The sequence below is a fragment of the Streptomyces sp. NBC_01171 genome (genome assembly GCF_045039805.1).
In the GTDB taxonomy this organism is placed as follows: Bacteria; Actinomycetota; Actinomycetes; order Streptomycetales; family Streptomycetaceae; genus Streptomyces.
In genome coordinates this window covers 1,080,853-1,095,066 of sequence record NZ_CP108609.1, presented here as the reverse complement: position 1 = coordinate 1,095,066, position 14,214 = coordinate 1,080,853, and the positions used below count along the sequence as shown (strand labels likewise).

Here is a 14,214-nt window from a genome sequence, read left to right as displayed (position 1 = left end):
GGTCCTGCCGGACCCCTGTGCTGCCGGGCCGGCCTCAACGCTCATCGTGGCGCATGATCACCGTCAGGTACCCCGTCCGCGGCCGATCTTGTGAGCGACACGACTCGGCGTCCGGGCACCAACGCGGCGAGCGGCAGGGCCATGACCGCGACGGTGGCCGGCACGAGCAGCGCGGCACGCGCCCCCGCATGGGTGGCCGCTACCACCGTGCCACATGACCAGCACCACGGCCGGCCGCATCGAGCGCCAGCGTGAACCGACGGCTCACGTACGGTTCTCCGGACCCAGGTGCGCGGTGAGACACGCCTCCAGCAGCGGGCCGAACTCCTGCTCGCCGGTGGCCAGTTGCAGATTTCCCCAGCGCCAGAGCTGGGCCAGACCGTGGAGGTTGGCCCACAGGGCGCCCGTCACCCGGCGGGCGTCGAGGGCCGGGCGGGCCCGGCCGACCCGCTCCACCAGCAGCCCGAAGAGGGGCAGGCTGGTGTCCCGCAGCCCCAGATGGCCGCTCTCCAGCACATCGTGACGGAACATCAGCTCATACATGCCGGGGTTCTGCAGTGCGAACCGCAGATAGGTGCGCGCCAGGGCCGCAACTTGCTCGCGTGGGTCCTCGTCCGCCGCGTCCAGGCTCGCCCGCGCCCGGGCGCCGAGGTCGGTGAAGCCGCGCCGGGCGATGGCGGAGAGCAGTTCCAGGTGGGTGGGGAAGTAGCGGCGCGGTGCCCCGTGGGAGACCCCGGTGCGGCGGGCGATCTCGCGCAGCGTGAGCGCCTGGGCGCCCTCGGCGGCCACCAGCGCCACTCCGGCGTCCACCAGGCGGTCCCGGAGACCGGTGTCGGATGCAGTCATGGACAGTGTCTACCAACGGCGAGTAGACACTGTCTACCGGTCGTCCGGGAATGCCGGCCGAACCCTCGCCCGTTGACGTGGATATGACTCAGGACACGACGCAGGACGCACTGCTGGCGCTGCTCTCCGAGGGGCACGGCGGGGTGCTCGTCACGCTCAAGCGCGACGGCCGCCCCCAGATGTCCAACGTCGCCCACGCCTATGACCCGGACGAGCGGATCGTCCGGATCTCGGTCACCGACGACCGCGCCAAGACCCGCAACCTGCGCCGGGACTCCCGCGCCTCGTACTACGTCACCAGCGACGACCGCTGGGCGTACACCGTCGCCGAGGGCACGGCCGAGCTGAGCCCGGTGGCCGCCGACCCGCACGACGAGACGGTGGAGGAGCTGGTGCGGCTCTACCGCGAGGTGCTGGGCGAGCACGACGACTGGGACGACTACCGCGCGTCCATGGTCCGTGACAAGCGCCTGGTGGTCCGGCTGCACGTGGACCGGGCGTACGGCGTCCCGAAGCGCTAGGGAGCATCTCGTCGATCACGCCGGGCTCGCGACGCGCTGATCCGGCCTGACCGACGAGGCACCCCCTAGCGCGTGAGGTAGGCCAGCACCATGTCGGCGAGCATCGCGCGGTAGTGCTCGCGGCGGGCGGGGGCGGCCAGGTCGCGGTCGAAGAGGGCGCCGAAGGTGTGGCGGCCGGCGACCCGGTAGAAGCAGAACGCGCTGATCATCGCGTGCAGGTCGACCGCGTCCACGTCGGCCTTGAACACCCCCTGCTCCCGCCCGGCGTCCAGCACGCGGCGGAGCGCGCCCAGGCCGGGGGAGTCGATGCGGCCGAACCGGCGGGCGGCGGCGAGGTGTTCGCCGCCGTGGATGTTCTCGATGCCGACCAGACGGACCAGGTCCGGGTGGCGCTCGTGGTGGTCGAAGGTGACCTCGGCCAGGCGGCGGACGGCGGCGGCCGGGTCCAGATGCTCCAGGTCCAGCAGCTCCTCGACCTCGTGCAGTGAGCCGTAGGCCCGCTCCAGCACGGCCGCGAAGAGCTGCTTCTTGCCGCCGAAGTAGTAGTAGATCATCCGCTTGGTGGTGCGGGTGCGGGCCGCTATCTCCTCCACGCGGGCGCCGTCGTACCCGGCGCGGGCGAATTCGCGGGTCGCCGCGTCGAGGATGTCGGACCGGGTGCGGGCGGCGTCCGGTAACCGCCTGTCGGGGTGTACCGGTTCGTCGACGCTGGTCATCGCGTTCCTTACGGCCGTCGGGCGGGGCTTGTACCGGTCTGTCGGCGATTGTAGAAGCCCGGCTCGCCGGACATGCGAACGGCCCGGAGCAACCTTCAGGTCTCTCCGGGCCGTCAGGCGCCTCAGGGCAGCCGGTTCCACTCCGCGATCACGGGGCGGCCGTGCTCGGTGGAGAGGCGGCTCACCGTGCCGGTGGCCAACTGGAACAGCCGTCCCTCGCCGGGCGGCAGGCCCAGCCTGCGGGCCGTCAGCACCCGCAGCACATGACCGTGCGCGACGAGCAGCACATCACTGCTGTCCGCCTCCAGCGCCTTCTCCACGCGGGCCAGCACCCGGTCGACGCGCGCCCCGATCTGCTCGGGCGACTCGCCGGGATGCCCCTCGGGGCCGGGCACCGCCCCGTCGGTCCACAGGTCCCATTCGGGCCGGGTGCGGTGGATGTCGACGGTGGTGATGCCCTCGTAGCCGCCGTAGTCCCACTCGCGCAGGTCCGGCTCCGGCTCGGCGCCGGTCACGCCCGCCAGTTCGGCGGTGCGCCGGGCCCGGCCGAGGGGGCTGGTCAGGGTGAGTGCGAAGGTCCGGCCGGCGAGGAGCGGGGTCAGCGAACGCGCCTGCTCCTCGCCGTGCTCGGTGAGGGGCAGGTCGGTCCAGCTCGTGTGCTGACCCGACCTGCTCCACTCCGTCTCGCCGTGGCGGACCAGCATGAGGTCCCCCACGGCGGGTCAGCCCTTCTTCTCGACGGCGTGGCCACCGAACTGGTTGCGCAGCGCGGCGATCATCTTCATCTGCGGCGAGTCGTCCTGACGGGAGGCGAAGCGCGCGAACAGCGAGGCGGTGATCGCGGGCAGCGGCACCGCGTTGTCGATGGCGGCCTCGACGGTCCAGCGGCCCTCGCCGGAGTCCTCGGCGTAACCGCGCAGCTCGTCCAGGTGCTCGTCCTCGTCGAGGGCGTTGACCGCGAGGTCGAGCAGCCAGGAGCGGATGACCGTGCCCTCCTGCCAGGAGCGGAAGATCTCGCGGACGTTGTCCACGGAGTTCGCCTTCTCCAGCAGCTCCCAGCCCTCGGCGTACGCCTGCATCATGGCGTACTCGATGCCGTTGTGGACCATCTTGGAGAAGTGCCCGGCGCCGACGCGGCCCGCGTGGACGTAGCCGTACGGGCCGTCGGGCTTGAGGGCGTTGAAGATGGGCTGGAGGCGGTCGACGTTGTCCTTGTCGCCGCCGACCATCAGGGCGTAGCCGTTCTCCAGGCCCCAGACACCGCCGGAGACGCCCGCGTCCACGAAGCCGATGCCCTTGACGCCCAGCTCGGCGGCGTGCTTCTCGTCGTCCGTCCAGCGGGAGTTGCCGCCGTCGACCACGATGTCGCCGGGGGAGAGCAGGTCCTTCAGCTCGTCCACGACCACCTGGGTGGCGGTGCCGGCCGGGACCATGACCCAGATGGTGCGCGGCGCGTCGAGCTTCTCGACCAGTTCGGCGAGGTCCTTGGCGTCGGTCAGTTCCGGGTTGCGGTCGTAGCCGATGACCTGGTGGCCCGCGCGGCGGATGCGCTCGCGCATGTTGCCGCCCATCTTGCCGAGGCCGATGAGTCCGAGCTGCATGTCAGTTCACTTCCTTGAGGGAGCGGTAGGCGGCGACGAGGGCCGTGGTGGAGGGGTCGAGACCGGGCACGTTGGCGCCTTCGGTGAGGGCGGGTTCGATGCGCTTGGCGAGGACCTTGCCCAGCTCGACGCCCCACTGGTCGAAGGAGTCGATGTTCCAGACCGCGCCCTGCACGAACACCTTGTGCTCGTACAGGGCGATGAGCTGGCCGAGCACGGAGGGGGTGAGCTCCGGGGCCAGGATCGTGGTGGTGGGGTGGTTGCCGCGGAAGGTGCGGTGAGCCACCTGCGCCTCGGCGACGCCCTCCTCGCGGACCTCTTCCTCGGTCTTGCCGAAGGCGAGGGCCTGGGTCTGGGCGAAGAAGTTGGCCATCAACAGGTCGTGCTGGGCCTTGAGCTCATCGCTCAGCTCGTCCACGGGACGCGCGAACCCGATGAAGTCCGCCGGGATCAGCTTCGTGCCCTGGTGGATCAACTGGTAGTACGCATGCTGCCCGTTGGTACCAGGCGTGCCCCACACCACCGGCCCGGTCTGCCACTCCACCGGAGTGCCGTCGCGCTGTACGGACTTGCCGTTGGACTCCATGTCCAACTGCTGGAGGTAGGCGGTGAACTTCGACAGGTAGTGGCTGTACGGCAGCACCGCGTGCGACTGCGCGTCGAAGAAGTTCCCGTACCAGATCCCCAGCAGACCCAGCAGCAGCGGCGCGTTCTCCTCCGCCGGGGCGGTACGGAAGTGCTCGTCGACGGTGTGGAAACCGTCCAGCAGCTCCCGGAACCGGTCCGGACCGATCGCGATCATCAGCGACAGGCCGATCGCGGAGTCGAAGGAGTAGCGGCCCCCGACCCAGTCCCAGAACTCGAACATGTTGTCGGCGTCGATGCCGAACCCGGTGACCTTCTCCGCGTTCGTCGACAGGGCCACGAAGTGCTTGGCCACGGCCTTGTCGTCACCGAGCGCGTCCAGCAGCCAGGTGCGGGCCGAGGTGGCGTTGGTGATCGTCTCGATCGTCGTGAACGTCTTCGACGCCACGATGAACAGCGTCTCCGCCGGGTCCAGATCGCGGATCGCCTCGTGGAGGTCGGCGCCGTCCACGTTCGACACGAACCGGACGGTGAGGTCGCGGTCGGTGAAGGGGCGAAGGGCCTCGAACGCCATCGCCGGACCCAGGTCGGAGCCGCCGATGCCGATGTTGACGATGTTCTTGATCCGCTTGCCGGTGTGACCCGTCCACTCACCCGAGCGGACCCGGTCGGCGAACCCGGCCATCTTGTCCAGCACCGCGTGCACGGCCGGGACGACATTCTCGCCGTCGACCTCGATCACCGCGTCCCGGGGAGCGCGCAGCGCGGTGTGCAGCACCGCACGGTCCTCGGTCGTGTTGATCCGGTCGCCACGGAACATCGCGTCCCGCTGCCCGAACACGTCGGTGGCGACGGCGAGTTCCTGGAGCAGGGCCAGGGTCTCGTCGGAGACCTGGTGCTTGCTGTAGTCGATGTGCAGGTCGCCCACCCGGACGACGTAGCGCTCGGCCCGGCCGGGGTCGGCGGCGAACAGCTCGCGCAGGTGCGGCTGACCGCCGGCGCGGTGGTCGGCCAGGGCCGTCCACTCGGGGCGCCGGGTGAGCTTGGGGGTGTCTGACGATGCGTCGGACATCAGGCGTTCTCCTTGGGTGCCTCGCCGGTCAGGGCGATGGCGTACATCTCGTCCGCGTCGAGGCGGCGCAGCTCCTCGGCGATCAGCTCCGAGGTCGGGCGGACCTTCAGGGCCAGGGTGCGCGAGGGCTGGCCCGGCAGGGTCAGCGTGGCGAGGGGGCCCTCCGGGCGGTCGATGACGATGTCGCCCTCGTCGGTGCCGAGCCGCACGGCGGTGACCACCGGGCCCTCGGAGACCACACGGTCCACCTTGACGTGCAGACGGGCCTCCAGCCAGCGTGCGAGCAGCTCGGCGCTGGGGTTGTCCGCCTCCGCCTCCACGGCGGCCGAGGTCACCTTCACCCGCGCCTGGTCCAGCGCGGCCGCGAGCATCGAGCGCCACGGGGTGAGCCGGGTCCAGGCCAGGTCGGTGTCGCCGGGGGCGTAGGTGCGGGCACGGGTCTCCAGGACCTCCTGCGGCCGGTCGACCGCGTAGAGGTCGGTGATCCGGCGCTGGGCGAGCGCGCCCAGGGAGTCCTTCGAGGGGGCCTCCGGCGCGTCCACCGGCCACCAGACGACCACGGGGGCGTCGGGCAGCAGCAGCGGCAGCACCACGGAACCCGCGTGGTCGGACACCTCGCCGTAGGTGCGCAGGACGACCGTCTCACCGGCGCCGGCCTCGGAGCCGACCCGGACCTCGGCGTCGAGCCGAGAGCTGGTCCGGTCGCGCAGGTTGCGCCGGTGGCGCTTGATGACGACCAGGGTGCGCGAGGGGTGCTCGTGCGAGGCTTCCTCGGCCGCCTTGATGGCGTCGTAGGCGTTCTCCTCGTCCGTGACGATGACCATCGTCAGGACCATGCCCACGGCCGGGGTGCCGATGGCGCGGCGGCCCTCCACCAACGCCTTGTTGATCTTGCTTGCCGTGGTGTCGGTCAGGTCGATCTTCATGGCCTGCGCCAGCTCCGTCCGTCTCGTGCGAGCATCTCGTCCGCTTCCTCGGGTCCCCAGCTTCCGGACGCGTACTGCGCCGGCGTGCCGTGCTCGTTCCAGTAGCGCTCGATCGGGTCGAGGATCTTCCAGGACTCTTCCACTTCCTGGGTGCGCGGGAACAGGTTGGCGTCGCCGAGCAGCACATCGAGGATGAGCCGCTCGTACGCTTCGGGGCTGGACTCGGTGAAGGACTCGCCGTAGGCGAAGTCCATCGACACGTCCCGGATCTCCATCGAGGTGCCGGGCACCTTGGAGCCGAAGCGGACGGTCATGCCCTCGTCCGGCTGGACGCGGATGACGATCGCGTTCTGGCCCAGCTCCTCCGTGGCGGTGGAGTCGAACGGAGAGTGCGGAGCGCGCTTGAACACGACCGCGATCTCGGTGACGCGACGGCCCAGCCGCTTGCCGGTGCGCAGGTAGAACGGGACGCCCGCCCAGCGGCGGTTGTCGATCTCCAGCTTCAGGGCCGCGTAGGTGTCGGTCTTCGACTTCGGGTCGATGCCCTCCTCTTCGAGGTAGCCGACGACCTTCTCGCCGCCCTGCCAGCCGGCGGCGTACTGGCCGCGCACCGTGTGCTCGCCCAGGTCGTCCGGGAGGCGGACCGACTTCAGGACCTTCAGCTTCTCGGTGAGCAGCGAGTCCGCGTCGAACGCGATCGGCTCCTCCATGGCGGTGAGCGCCATGAGCTGGAGCAGGTGGTTCTGGATCACGTCACGGGCGGCGCCGATGCCGTCGTAGTAGCCCGCGCGGCCGCCGATGCCGATGTCCTCGGCCATCGTGATCTGCACGTGGTCCACGTAGGAGCGGTTCCAGATGGGCTCGTACATCTGGTTGGCGAAGCGGAGCGCCATGATGTTCTGGACGGTCTCCTTGCCCAGGTAGTGGTCGATCCGGAACACCTGGTCCGGCTCGAACACCTCGTGCACGACCTTGTTCAGCTCGTGCGCGCTCTCCAGGTCGTGGCCGAACGGCTTCTCGATGACCGCACGGCGCCAGGAGCCCTCGGGGGCGTCCGCCAGCCCGTGCTTCTTGAGCTGCCGGACGACCTTCGGGAAGAACTTCGGCGGCACCGAGAGGTAGTACGCGAAGTTGCCGCCGGTGCCCCGGGAGGCGTCCAGCTCGTCGACCGCCTGCTTGAGCTGGTCGAAGGCGGTGTCGTCGTCGAAGTCGCCGGGGATGAAGCGCATGCCCTCGGCGAGCTGCTGCCAGACCTCCTCGCGGAACGGCGTACGCGCGTGCTCCTTGACCGCGTCGTGCACGACCTGCGCGAAGTCCTGGTCCTCCCAGTCGCGGCGGGCGAAGCCCACCAGGGAGAAGCCCGGCGGCAGCAGACCGCGGTTGGCCAGGTCGTAGACGGCCGGCATCAGCTTCTTGCGCGACAGGTCACCTGTGACGCCGAAGATGACCAGGCCGGACGGGCCCGCGATACGGGGCAGCCGACGGTCCTGGGGGTCGCGCAGCGGGTTCTCCCACTCGGCGGCCGGCGTGACCGGGACCTGGACCTGGATGTCCTCGGCCTCGCGGACCGCGGCGGGCTTCGCCTTGGTCCGCGTCCTGCGCGCCTTGGGCTCGGCCTCGGCGGCCGGCTTCGGGTCCGCCTTCGGCTCGGCCTCGGCGGCGGCCGCCGCCTTGGGCTCGCCTGACTTGCTCGTCATTACGCGTCCACTCCCTTGCTCTTCAGGGACTCGGTCACGGCGCCCAGCAGCTCCAGCCAGGCCGCCTCGAACTTGGCGACGGCCTCGTCCTCGAGCTGCTGGACGACCTCGTCGTAGGAGATGCCCAGCTTCTCCACGGCGGCGAGGTCGGTGCGGGCCTGCTCGTAGCGGCCGGTCACCGTGTCACCGGTGATGTCACCGTGGTCGGCGGTGGCCTTGAGCGTGCCCTCGGGCATGGTGTTGACGGTGCCGGGGGCGACCAGCTCGTCCACGTACAGGGTGTCCTTGTACGCCGGGTCCTTCACACCGGTGGAGGCCCACAGCGGGCGCTGCTTGTTGGCGCCGCTGCCGGTGAGCGCCTGCCAGCGGGCGGAGGCGAAGACATCCTCGTACGCCTCGTAGGCCAGACGGGCGTTGGCGAGGGCGGCGCGGCCCTTCAGGCCGAGGGCCTCGTCGGTGCCGAGGGCGGTCAGGCGCTTGTCGATCTCGGAGTCCACGCGGGACACGAAGAAGGACGCCACCGAGTGGATCCGGGAGAGGTCCAGGCCGCGCTCCTTGGCCTTCTCCAGGCCCGCCAGGTAGGCGTCCATGACGGCGCGGTAGCGCTCCAGGGAGAAGATCAGGGTCACGTTGACGCTGATGCCCAGGCCGATGACCTCGGTGATCGCCGGGAGGCCCGCCTCGGTGGCCGGGATCTTGATCATCACGTTGGGGCGGTCGACCAGCCAGAAGAGCTGCTTGGCCTCGGCGACCGTGGCGACGGTGTTGTGGGCCAGACGGGGGTCGACCTCGATGGAGACCCGGCCGTCCCGGCCCTGGGTGGCGTCGTACACCCCGCGCAGCACGTCGGCCGCGTCGCGCACGTCGGCGGTCGTCATCATGCGCACGGCCTCGTCGACCGTGACACCGCGTACCGCGAGGTCGGTGAGCTGCTCCTCGTAGCCCTCGCCGGAGCCGATGGCGGCCTGGAAGATCGAGGGGTTGGTGGTGACGCCGACGACGCCGCCGTCCGTGACGAGGGCGGCCAGGTCCCCCGAGGTGATCCGCTTGCGCGACAGGTCGTCCAGCCACACCGACACGCCCTCGTCGGCGAGACGCTTGAGGGCTCCGGGGGTGCTGATTGCTTCAGTCACAGTGCTCATCTTTCTTCGTCGCGTAATTCTGTGTCGCGGGGGATCAGGCGCGCGCGGCGGCCAGCGAGGCGCGGGCGGCGGCGGCGACGTTCTCGGGGGTGAAGCCGTACTCGGCGAACAGGGCGTTCGCGTCGGCGGAGGCGCCGAAGTGCTCCAGGGAGACGATGCGGCCCGCGTCACCCACATAGCGGTACCAGGTCAGGCCGATGCCCGCCTCGACGGCGACGCGCGCCTTCACGGCGGCCGGCAGGACGCTCTCCCGGTAGGCGGCCGGCTGCTGGTCGAACCACTCCACGCACGGCATGGACACCACGCGCGTACCGGTGCCCTCGGCCTCAAGGGCGTCACGGGCGGCCATGGCGAGCTGGACCTCGGAGCCGGTCGCCATGATGATCACCTCCGGGACCTCGGTCGAGGAGTCGGCGAGGACGTAGCCGCCCTTGGCCGCGTCCTCGTTCGGAGCGTACGTCGGTACGCCCTGGCGGGTGAGGGCGAGGCCGTGCGGGGCCGGGTCGGTGGCGTGCCTCTTCAGGATCTCGGCCCAGGCGATGGCGGTCTCGTTGGCGTCCGCCGGGCGGACCACGTTCAGGCCCGGGATCGCGCGCAGCGAGGCCAGGTGCTCGACCGGCTGGTGGGTCGGGCCGTCCTCGCCGAGGCCGATGGAGTCGTGGGTCCACACATAGGTGACCGGGAGCTGCATCAGGGCCGACATACGGACGGCGTTGCGCATGTAGTCGGAGAACACCAGGAAGGTGCCGCCGTAGATGCGGGTGTTGCCGTGCAGCGCGATGCCGTTCATCTCCGCGGCCATGGAGAACTCACGGATACCGAAGTGGACGGTACGGCCGTACGGGTTCGCCTCGGGCAGCGGGTTGCCCTTCGGCAGGAAGGAGCTGGTCTTGTCGATCGTGGTGTTGTTGGAGCCGGCGAGGTCGGCCGAGCCGCCCCACAGCTCCGGCAGCACCGGGCCGAGCGCCTGGAGGATCTTGCCGGAGGCCGCGCGGGTGGCGACGGACTTGCCCTCCTCGAACGCCGGGAGCGCGTCCTGCCAGCCCTCGGGCAGCTCGCCCTTGGAGACGCGGTCGAACAGCTCGGCGCGCTCGGGCTGGGCGGTGCGCCACTCGGCGATCTTCTTGTCCCAGGCGGCGTGCGCCTCGGCACCCCGGTCCAGGGCGCGGCGGGCGTGGCGCAGGACCTCGTCGGAGACCTCGAAGGTCTGCTCCGGGTCGAAGCCGAGGACGCGCTTGGTGGCCGCGATCTCCTCGTCGCCCAGGGCGGAGCCGTGGGACGCCTCGGTGTTCTGCGCGGTCGGCGCGGGCCAGGCGATGATCGTGCGCATGGCGATGATGGAGGGGCGGCCGGTCTCGGCCTTGGCGGCCTCCAGCGCGGCGTGCAGCGCGGGGACGTCCACGTCGCCGTCGGCGGTGGGCTCGATGCGCTGGGTGTGCCAGCCGTACGCCTCGTACCGCCCCAGGACGTCCTCGGAGAAGGCGGTCTCGGTGTCGCCCTCGATGGAGATGTGGTTGTCGTCGTAGAGGAAGACGAGGTTGCCGAGCTTCTGGTGGCCGGCGAGCGAGGACGCCTCGGCGGAGACGCCCTCCTCCAGGTCGCCGTCGGAGACGATCGCCCAGATGGTGTGGTCGAAGGGGGAGGTGCCCTCGGGGGCCTCCGGGTCGAAGAGACCGCGCTCGAAGCGGGCGGCCATCGCCATGCCCACCGCGTTGGCGGCACCCTGGCCGAGCGGTCCGGTGGTGGTCTCCACACCGGCGGTGTGCCCGTACTCGGGGTGGCCGGGGGTCTTGGAGCCCTGGGTGCGGAACGCCTTGAGGTCGTCCAGCTCCAGCTCGTACCCGGCGAGGAAGAGCTGGGTGTAGAGGGTCAGCGAGGTGTGACCGGGAGAGAGCACGAAGCGGTCACGGCCGGTCCACTCCGGGTCGGCCGGGTCGTGCCTCATCACCTTCTGAAAGATCGTGTACGCGGCAGGCGCGAGGCTCATCGCGGTGCCGGGGTGGCCGTTGCCGACCTTCTGCACCGCGTCGGCCGCGAGAAGCCGGGCCGTGTCGACGGCGCGGCGGTCGAGATCGGTCCACTCGAAGCTCTCGGGTGTCTGCGTGCTCATCTTCAAGAAGTCCTCTTCAGAAGCAGGGATGCTGACCAAACGCGTTCAAACTTAAAAGTCTGACTTTTTCGCGGAAAGGTCGGGGTGTGTCAGCCTGTGGTGAATCTGGGACACCGATCGCTTGATAGGAACGGCAAATCGAACATGGCGGACAGATCGCCTCAAGGTGTGGGTCGCGGCACGGACGGTGACGGGATCAGGACCTTCCCCTTCCCGACCGAGCTGGCCGTCGGCGGTGTCGGCATGCAGGTCGGCCCCATGGGTGAGGACCGCACCTGGCATGCGGATGCCCCGCTGGACCGGGTCCACCGCATCGACTTCCACGTCGTGATGCTGTTCACCGAGGGACCGGTCCGGCACATGATCGACTTCGCCGAGTACGAGGCCGGCGCGGGTGACGTGCTCTGGATCCGCCCCGGCCAGGTGCACCGCTTCTCCCGCACCAGCCGGTACCGGGGCACCGTCCTGACCATGCAGCCCGGCTTCCTGCCCCGCTCCACCGTCGAGGCGACCGGCCTGTACCGCTACGACCTGCCGCCGCTGCTGCACCCCGGCCCGGCGCAGCTCACCGCGCTGCGGAACTCCCTCGCCCAGCTCGGCCGCGAGTACGAGGACACCGCGACCCTGCCGATCAGCCTGCACACGGCCGTCCTGCGGCACAGCCTCACCGCGTTCCTGCTCCGCCTCGCCCACCTCGCGGCCAGCTCAGCCGAGGCCGACCGGAGCCAGGCGGACACCACCTTCACCCTGTTCCGGGACGCGGTGGAGCGCGGTTTCCACTCCAACCACAGCGTCAACGCCTATGCGGACGCGCTCGGTTACTCCCGCCGCACCCTCGTCCGCGCGGTCCGCGCCGCCACCGGCCAGACTCCCAAGGGCTTCATCGACAAGCGCGTCATCCTGGAGGCCAAGCGTCTCCTCGCCCACACCGACATGCCCATCGGCCGGGTCGGCGCGGCGATCGGCTTCCCGGACGCGGCCAACTTCTCCAAGTTCTTCCATCTGCACACGGGAGTCACGCCGGTGGGGTTCCGGGCGGAGCTGAGCTGACATCTCGTCTGCCGGGGTGACGAGGGGTGAGATCCCCGTCAAGACGTCCTACGAGGACGAGCGGGTCGCCGGGGACCGCGATGTCACGCCGTGGCTGACGAAGAGTGGGTGCGCGTCGGCGACGGGGACACAAGGACAAGGCCGTCGGGTGCCGCAGCCCGGACGTCGGCGGCTCCGCCCACGCGGGGAACGGGCGGCTGATCCACTGCCGGAGCGACGGCAGCCGGAACCGCTGGAACTACTGACGGTCGGCGGCGCCGGACCGGATGACCCCGGCGCCGCCCGCTTCGGTCAGTGCGCGAAGCTGAACCAGTTCACGTTCACGAAGTCGGCCGGCTGGCCGCTGCTGAAGGTGAGATAGACGTCGTGGGTGCCGGTGACCCCGCTGATGTTGGCCGGGATGGTCTGCCAGTTCTGCCAGCCGCCGGTGCCGGACAGGGCGAAGCTGCCGATGGGGGCGTTGGACCGGCTGTCGAGCCGTACCTCGACCAGCCCGCCCACCCCGGACGCCGCCCCGCTGGCCACCCGGGCCTTGAGCTGAGTGGCGGGCGAGGAGCCGAAGTTGACGCCCTTGTACTGCGCCCAGTCACCGTTGGAGACGTAGCTGAGGTTCTGGCCGCCGCCGGAGTCCGTGGTGGTCTCGGTGTTCACCCCGGACTGGCTGTCGAAGGACTCGGCCTGGATGGTGCCGTAGGCGTCCCGGTTGCCGGTGGGCGGGAGAGTGGTGCCGCCGCCGCTGCCGGACTGGAGCACCTGGACGTAGTCCACGCTCATCGGGTGGCCCGGGTCGGTGTCGGCGTAGGGGCCGCCGCCGAAGGCGCCCGGGAAGCCGCCGCCCATCGCCACGTTGAGGATGAGGAAGTAGCCGTGCTTCGTGGCGTTGTTCCAGGTCGTCGCGTCGAACTGGTTCGCCCGCACGGTGTGCAGGTTGACCCCGTCGACGTAGAAGCGGATCTCCTCGACGGAGGTCGAGCGGTCCCACTCCATCGCGTAGGTGTGGAACGCGGACTGGCAGGTGCTGCCGGGGCAGGCCGTGGAGTTGCCGACCCCCGTGGTCTCGTTGCACGGGCCGCCCGGGTTGGTGCCGCAGTGGAACGTCGACCAGACGGTGTTCAGGCCCTGGACGTTCTCCATGATGTCCAGCTCGCCGACGCCCGGCCAGTTCTGGTAGTTGCCCCGGTACGGTGCCCCCAGCGCCCAGAACGCCGGCCAGTAGCCCTTGGCCGCCGCGCCCGTGACGTTCGGCATCTGGATGCGGGCCTGCACCCGCAGTTTGCCGCCCGCCGGGGGCTGGAAGTCGGTCCGGTTGGTCTCGATACGGCCCGAGGTCCAGCGGCCCGAGGAGTCGCGGCGCGGGGTGATCTGCAGGTTGCCGTTGCCGTCGAGCGCGACGTTGCTGGTGCTGTTGGTCATCGTCTCGACTTCGCCGGTGCCCCAGTTGGCGGCGCCGCCCGGATACGAAGTGCCGATGTCGTACTGCCAGTTGGCGGTGTTGACGCCGGAGCCCGCCGAGCCGTTGAAGTCGTCCAGGAACACCTGGGTCCAGCCGGACGGCGGCGCCGGGGCCGACGCGTCGGCGGGCGCGACACCGGCCACCGCGGCCGCGGCCGCGAGCCCGAGTGTGCCGAGGGCGGCGACCAGCGCCCGCCGGACGGAACGCCGGCGTCTGCCGCCGGCCGGGGAGGTACCGGAGGTTTCACTCATGGGGGTGCCTTCCGGGGTACGGGGTGGAGTGCGGGGGCCCTGAGGGGCTCTTGAGAGCGCTCTCAGGGTGCGCACAATGTGCTCCCCACTCCTGCGGCCGTCAAGGGTTGAAGCAGGCAAAGTCCGTACCAGGGGCGGGAGTTCACTGCCTGAAGGCGGGCTTACCGGTGCAGATCGCTTGCTCGGCAGGCCGCGCGGTCCCGACTTCCCCTCGGCCCCGCGTGCCATGATCGGACCAGGCGTG

At 70.5% G+C, this 14,214-nt stretch carries 12 protein-coding genes; 2 read left to right on the top strand and 10 right to left on the bottom strand.

What is annotated here, in order from left to right:
- Positions 1-264 precede the first annotated feature (264 nt).
- Positions 265-846, bottom strand: a complete 582-nt coding sequence (locus OG448_RS05140) for a TetR/AcrR family transcriptional regulator (protein WP_405551731.1) — start codon at positions 844-846, stop codon at positions 265-267.
- Between the two features lie 83 nt (positions 847-929).
- On the opposite strand from OG448_RS05140, the gene OG448_RS05135 reads away from it, so the two are divergent.
- Positions 930-1,367: a PPOX class F420-dependent oxidoreductase gene (locus OG448_RS05135; RefSeq protein WP_405551730.1), complete on the top strand. Its 438-nt coding sequence runs from the start codon at positions 930-932 to the stop codon at positions 1,365-1,367.
- A gap of 65 nt (positions 1,368-1,432) precedes the next feature.
- Here the strand turns inward: OG448_RS05135 and OG448_RS05130 are convergent, their stop codons facing one another.
- The 8 genes from OG448_RS05130 to tkt all read right to left on the bottom strand — a co-directional run bounded on the left by OG448_RS05130 (position 1,433) and on the right by tkt (position 11,216).
- A complete protein-coding gene (locus OG448_RS05130; protein ID WP_405551729.1) occupies positions 1,433-2,083 on the bottom strand; it encodes a TetR/AcrR family transcriptional regulator in 651 nt (216 codons plus the stop codon).
- Positions 2,084-2,205: 122 nt separating this feature from the next.
- Positions 2,206-2,799 (bottom strand): histidine phosphatase family protein, encoded by a 594-nt coding sequence (locus OG448_RS05125; RefSeq protein WP_405551728.1) that lies wholly within the window; start codon positions 2,797-2,799, stop codon positions 2,206-2,208.
- A gap of 6 nt (positions 2,800-2,805) precedes the next feature.
- Positions 2,806-3,684, bottom strand: a complete 879-nt coding sequence (gnd, locus tag OG448_RS05120; RefSeq protein WP_405551727.1) for a phosphogluconate dehydrogenase (NAD(+)-dependent, decarboxylating) — start codon at positions 3,682-3,684, stop codon at positions 2,806-2,808.
- A 1-nt stretch (position 3,685) separates the two neighbouring features.
- Positions 3,686-5,341: a glucose-6-phosphate isomerase gene (pgi, locus tag OG448_RS05115; protein ID WP_405551726.1), complete on the bottom strand. Its 1,656-nt coding sequence runs from the start codon at positions 5,339-5,341 to the stop codon at positions 3,686-3,688.
- Entirely contained in the window at positions 5,341-6,267 is a 927-nt protein-coding gene (gene opcA / locus OG448_RS05110) for a glucose-6-phosphate dehydrogenase assembly protein OpcA (protein ID WP_391293206.1), read from the bottom strand. Before opcA ends, pgi begins: the two co-directional genes overlap by 1 nt.
- Positions 6,264-7,964, bottom strand: a complete 1,701-nt coding sequence (gene zwf, locus OG448_RS05105) for a glucose-6-phosphate dehydrogenase (RefSeq protein ID WP_405551725.1) — start codon at positions 7,962-7,964, stop codon at positions 6,264-6,266. Before zwf ends, opcA begins: the two co-directional genes overlap by 4 nt.
- Positions 7,964-9,106 (bottom strand): transaldolase, encoded by a 1,143-nt coding sequence (gene tal, locus OG448_RS05100; protein ID WP_405551724.1) that lies wholly within the window; start codon positions 9,104-9,106, stop codon positions 7,964-7,966. The genes zwf and tal overlap by 1 nt, the downstream gene beginning before the upstream one ends.
- Positions 9,107-9,140: 34 nt before the next feature.
- Positions 9,141-11,216: a transketolase gene (gene tkt / locus OG448_RS05095; RefSeq protein WP_405551723.1), complete on the bottom strand. Its 2,076-nt coding sequence runs from the start codon at positions 11,214-11,216 to the stop codon at positions 9,141-9,143.
- Between the two features lie 144 nt (positions 11,217-11,360).
- Between tkt and OG448_RS05090 the strand changes: the two genes are divergently transcribed.
- Positions 11,361-12,266, top strand: a complete 906-nt coding sequence (locus tag OG448_RS05090) for a helix-turn-helix domain-containing protein (protein WP_405551722.1) — start codon at positions 11,361-11,363, stop codon at positions 12,264-12,266.
- Positions 12,267-12,557: 291 nt separating this feature from the next.
- Here the strand turns inward: OG448_RS05090 and OG448_RS05085 are convergent, their stop codons facing one another.
- Positions 12,558-13,970 (bottom strand): glycoside hydrolase family 16 protein, encoded by a 1,413-nt coding sequence (locus OG448_RS05085; RefSeq protein WP_405551721.1) that lies wholly within the window; start codon positions 13,968-13,970, stop codon positions 12,558-12,560.
- Between the last annotated feature and the right edge of the window lie 244 nt (positions 13,971-14,214).

Coding starts and splice junctions, on each gene's coding strand:
- OG448_RS05140 (WP_405551731.1), bottom strand. CDS start 846: ATGACTGCATCCGACACCGGTCTCCGGGACCGCCTGGTGGACGCCGGA.
- OG448_RS05135 (WP_405551730.1), top strand. CDS start 930: ATGACTCAGGACACGACGCAGGACGCACTGCTGGCGCTGCTCTCCGAG.
- OG448_RS05130 (WP_405551729.1), bottom strand. CDS start 2,083: ATGACCAGCGTCGACGAACCGGTACACCCCGACAGGCGGTTACCGGAC.
- gnd (WP_405551727.1), bottom strand. CDS start 3,684: ATGCAGCTCGGACTCATCGGCCTCGGCAAGATGGGCGGCAACATGCGC.
- pgi (WP_405551726.1), bottom strand. CDS start 5,341: ATGTCCGACGCATCGTCAGACACCCCCAAGCTCACCCGGCGCCCCGAG.
- opcA (WP_391293206.1), bottom strand. CDS start 6,267: ATGAAGATCGACCTGACCGACACCACGGCAAGCAAGATCAACAAGGCG.
- zwf (WP_405551725.1), bottom strand. CDS start 7,964: ATGACGAGCAAGTCAGGCGAGCCCAAGGCGGCGGCCGCCGCCGAGGCC.
- tal (WP_405551724.1), bottom strand. CDS start 9,106: ATGAGCACTGTGACTGAAGCAATCAGCACCCCCGGAGCCCTCAAGCGT.
- tkt (WP_405551723.1), bottom strand. CDS start 11,216: ATGAGCACGCAGACACCCGAGAGCTTCGAGTGGACCGATCTCGACCGC.
- OG448_RS05090 (WP_405551722.1), top strand. CDS start 11,361: ATGGCGGACAGATCGCCTCAAGGTGTGGGTCGCGGCACGGACGGTGAC.
- OG448_RS05085 (WP_405551721.1), bottom strand. CDS start 13,970: ATGAGTGAAACCTCCGGTACCTCCCCGGCCGGCGGCAGACGCCGGCGT.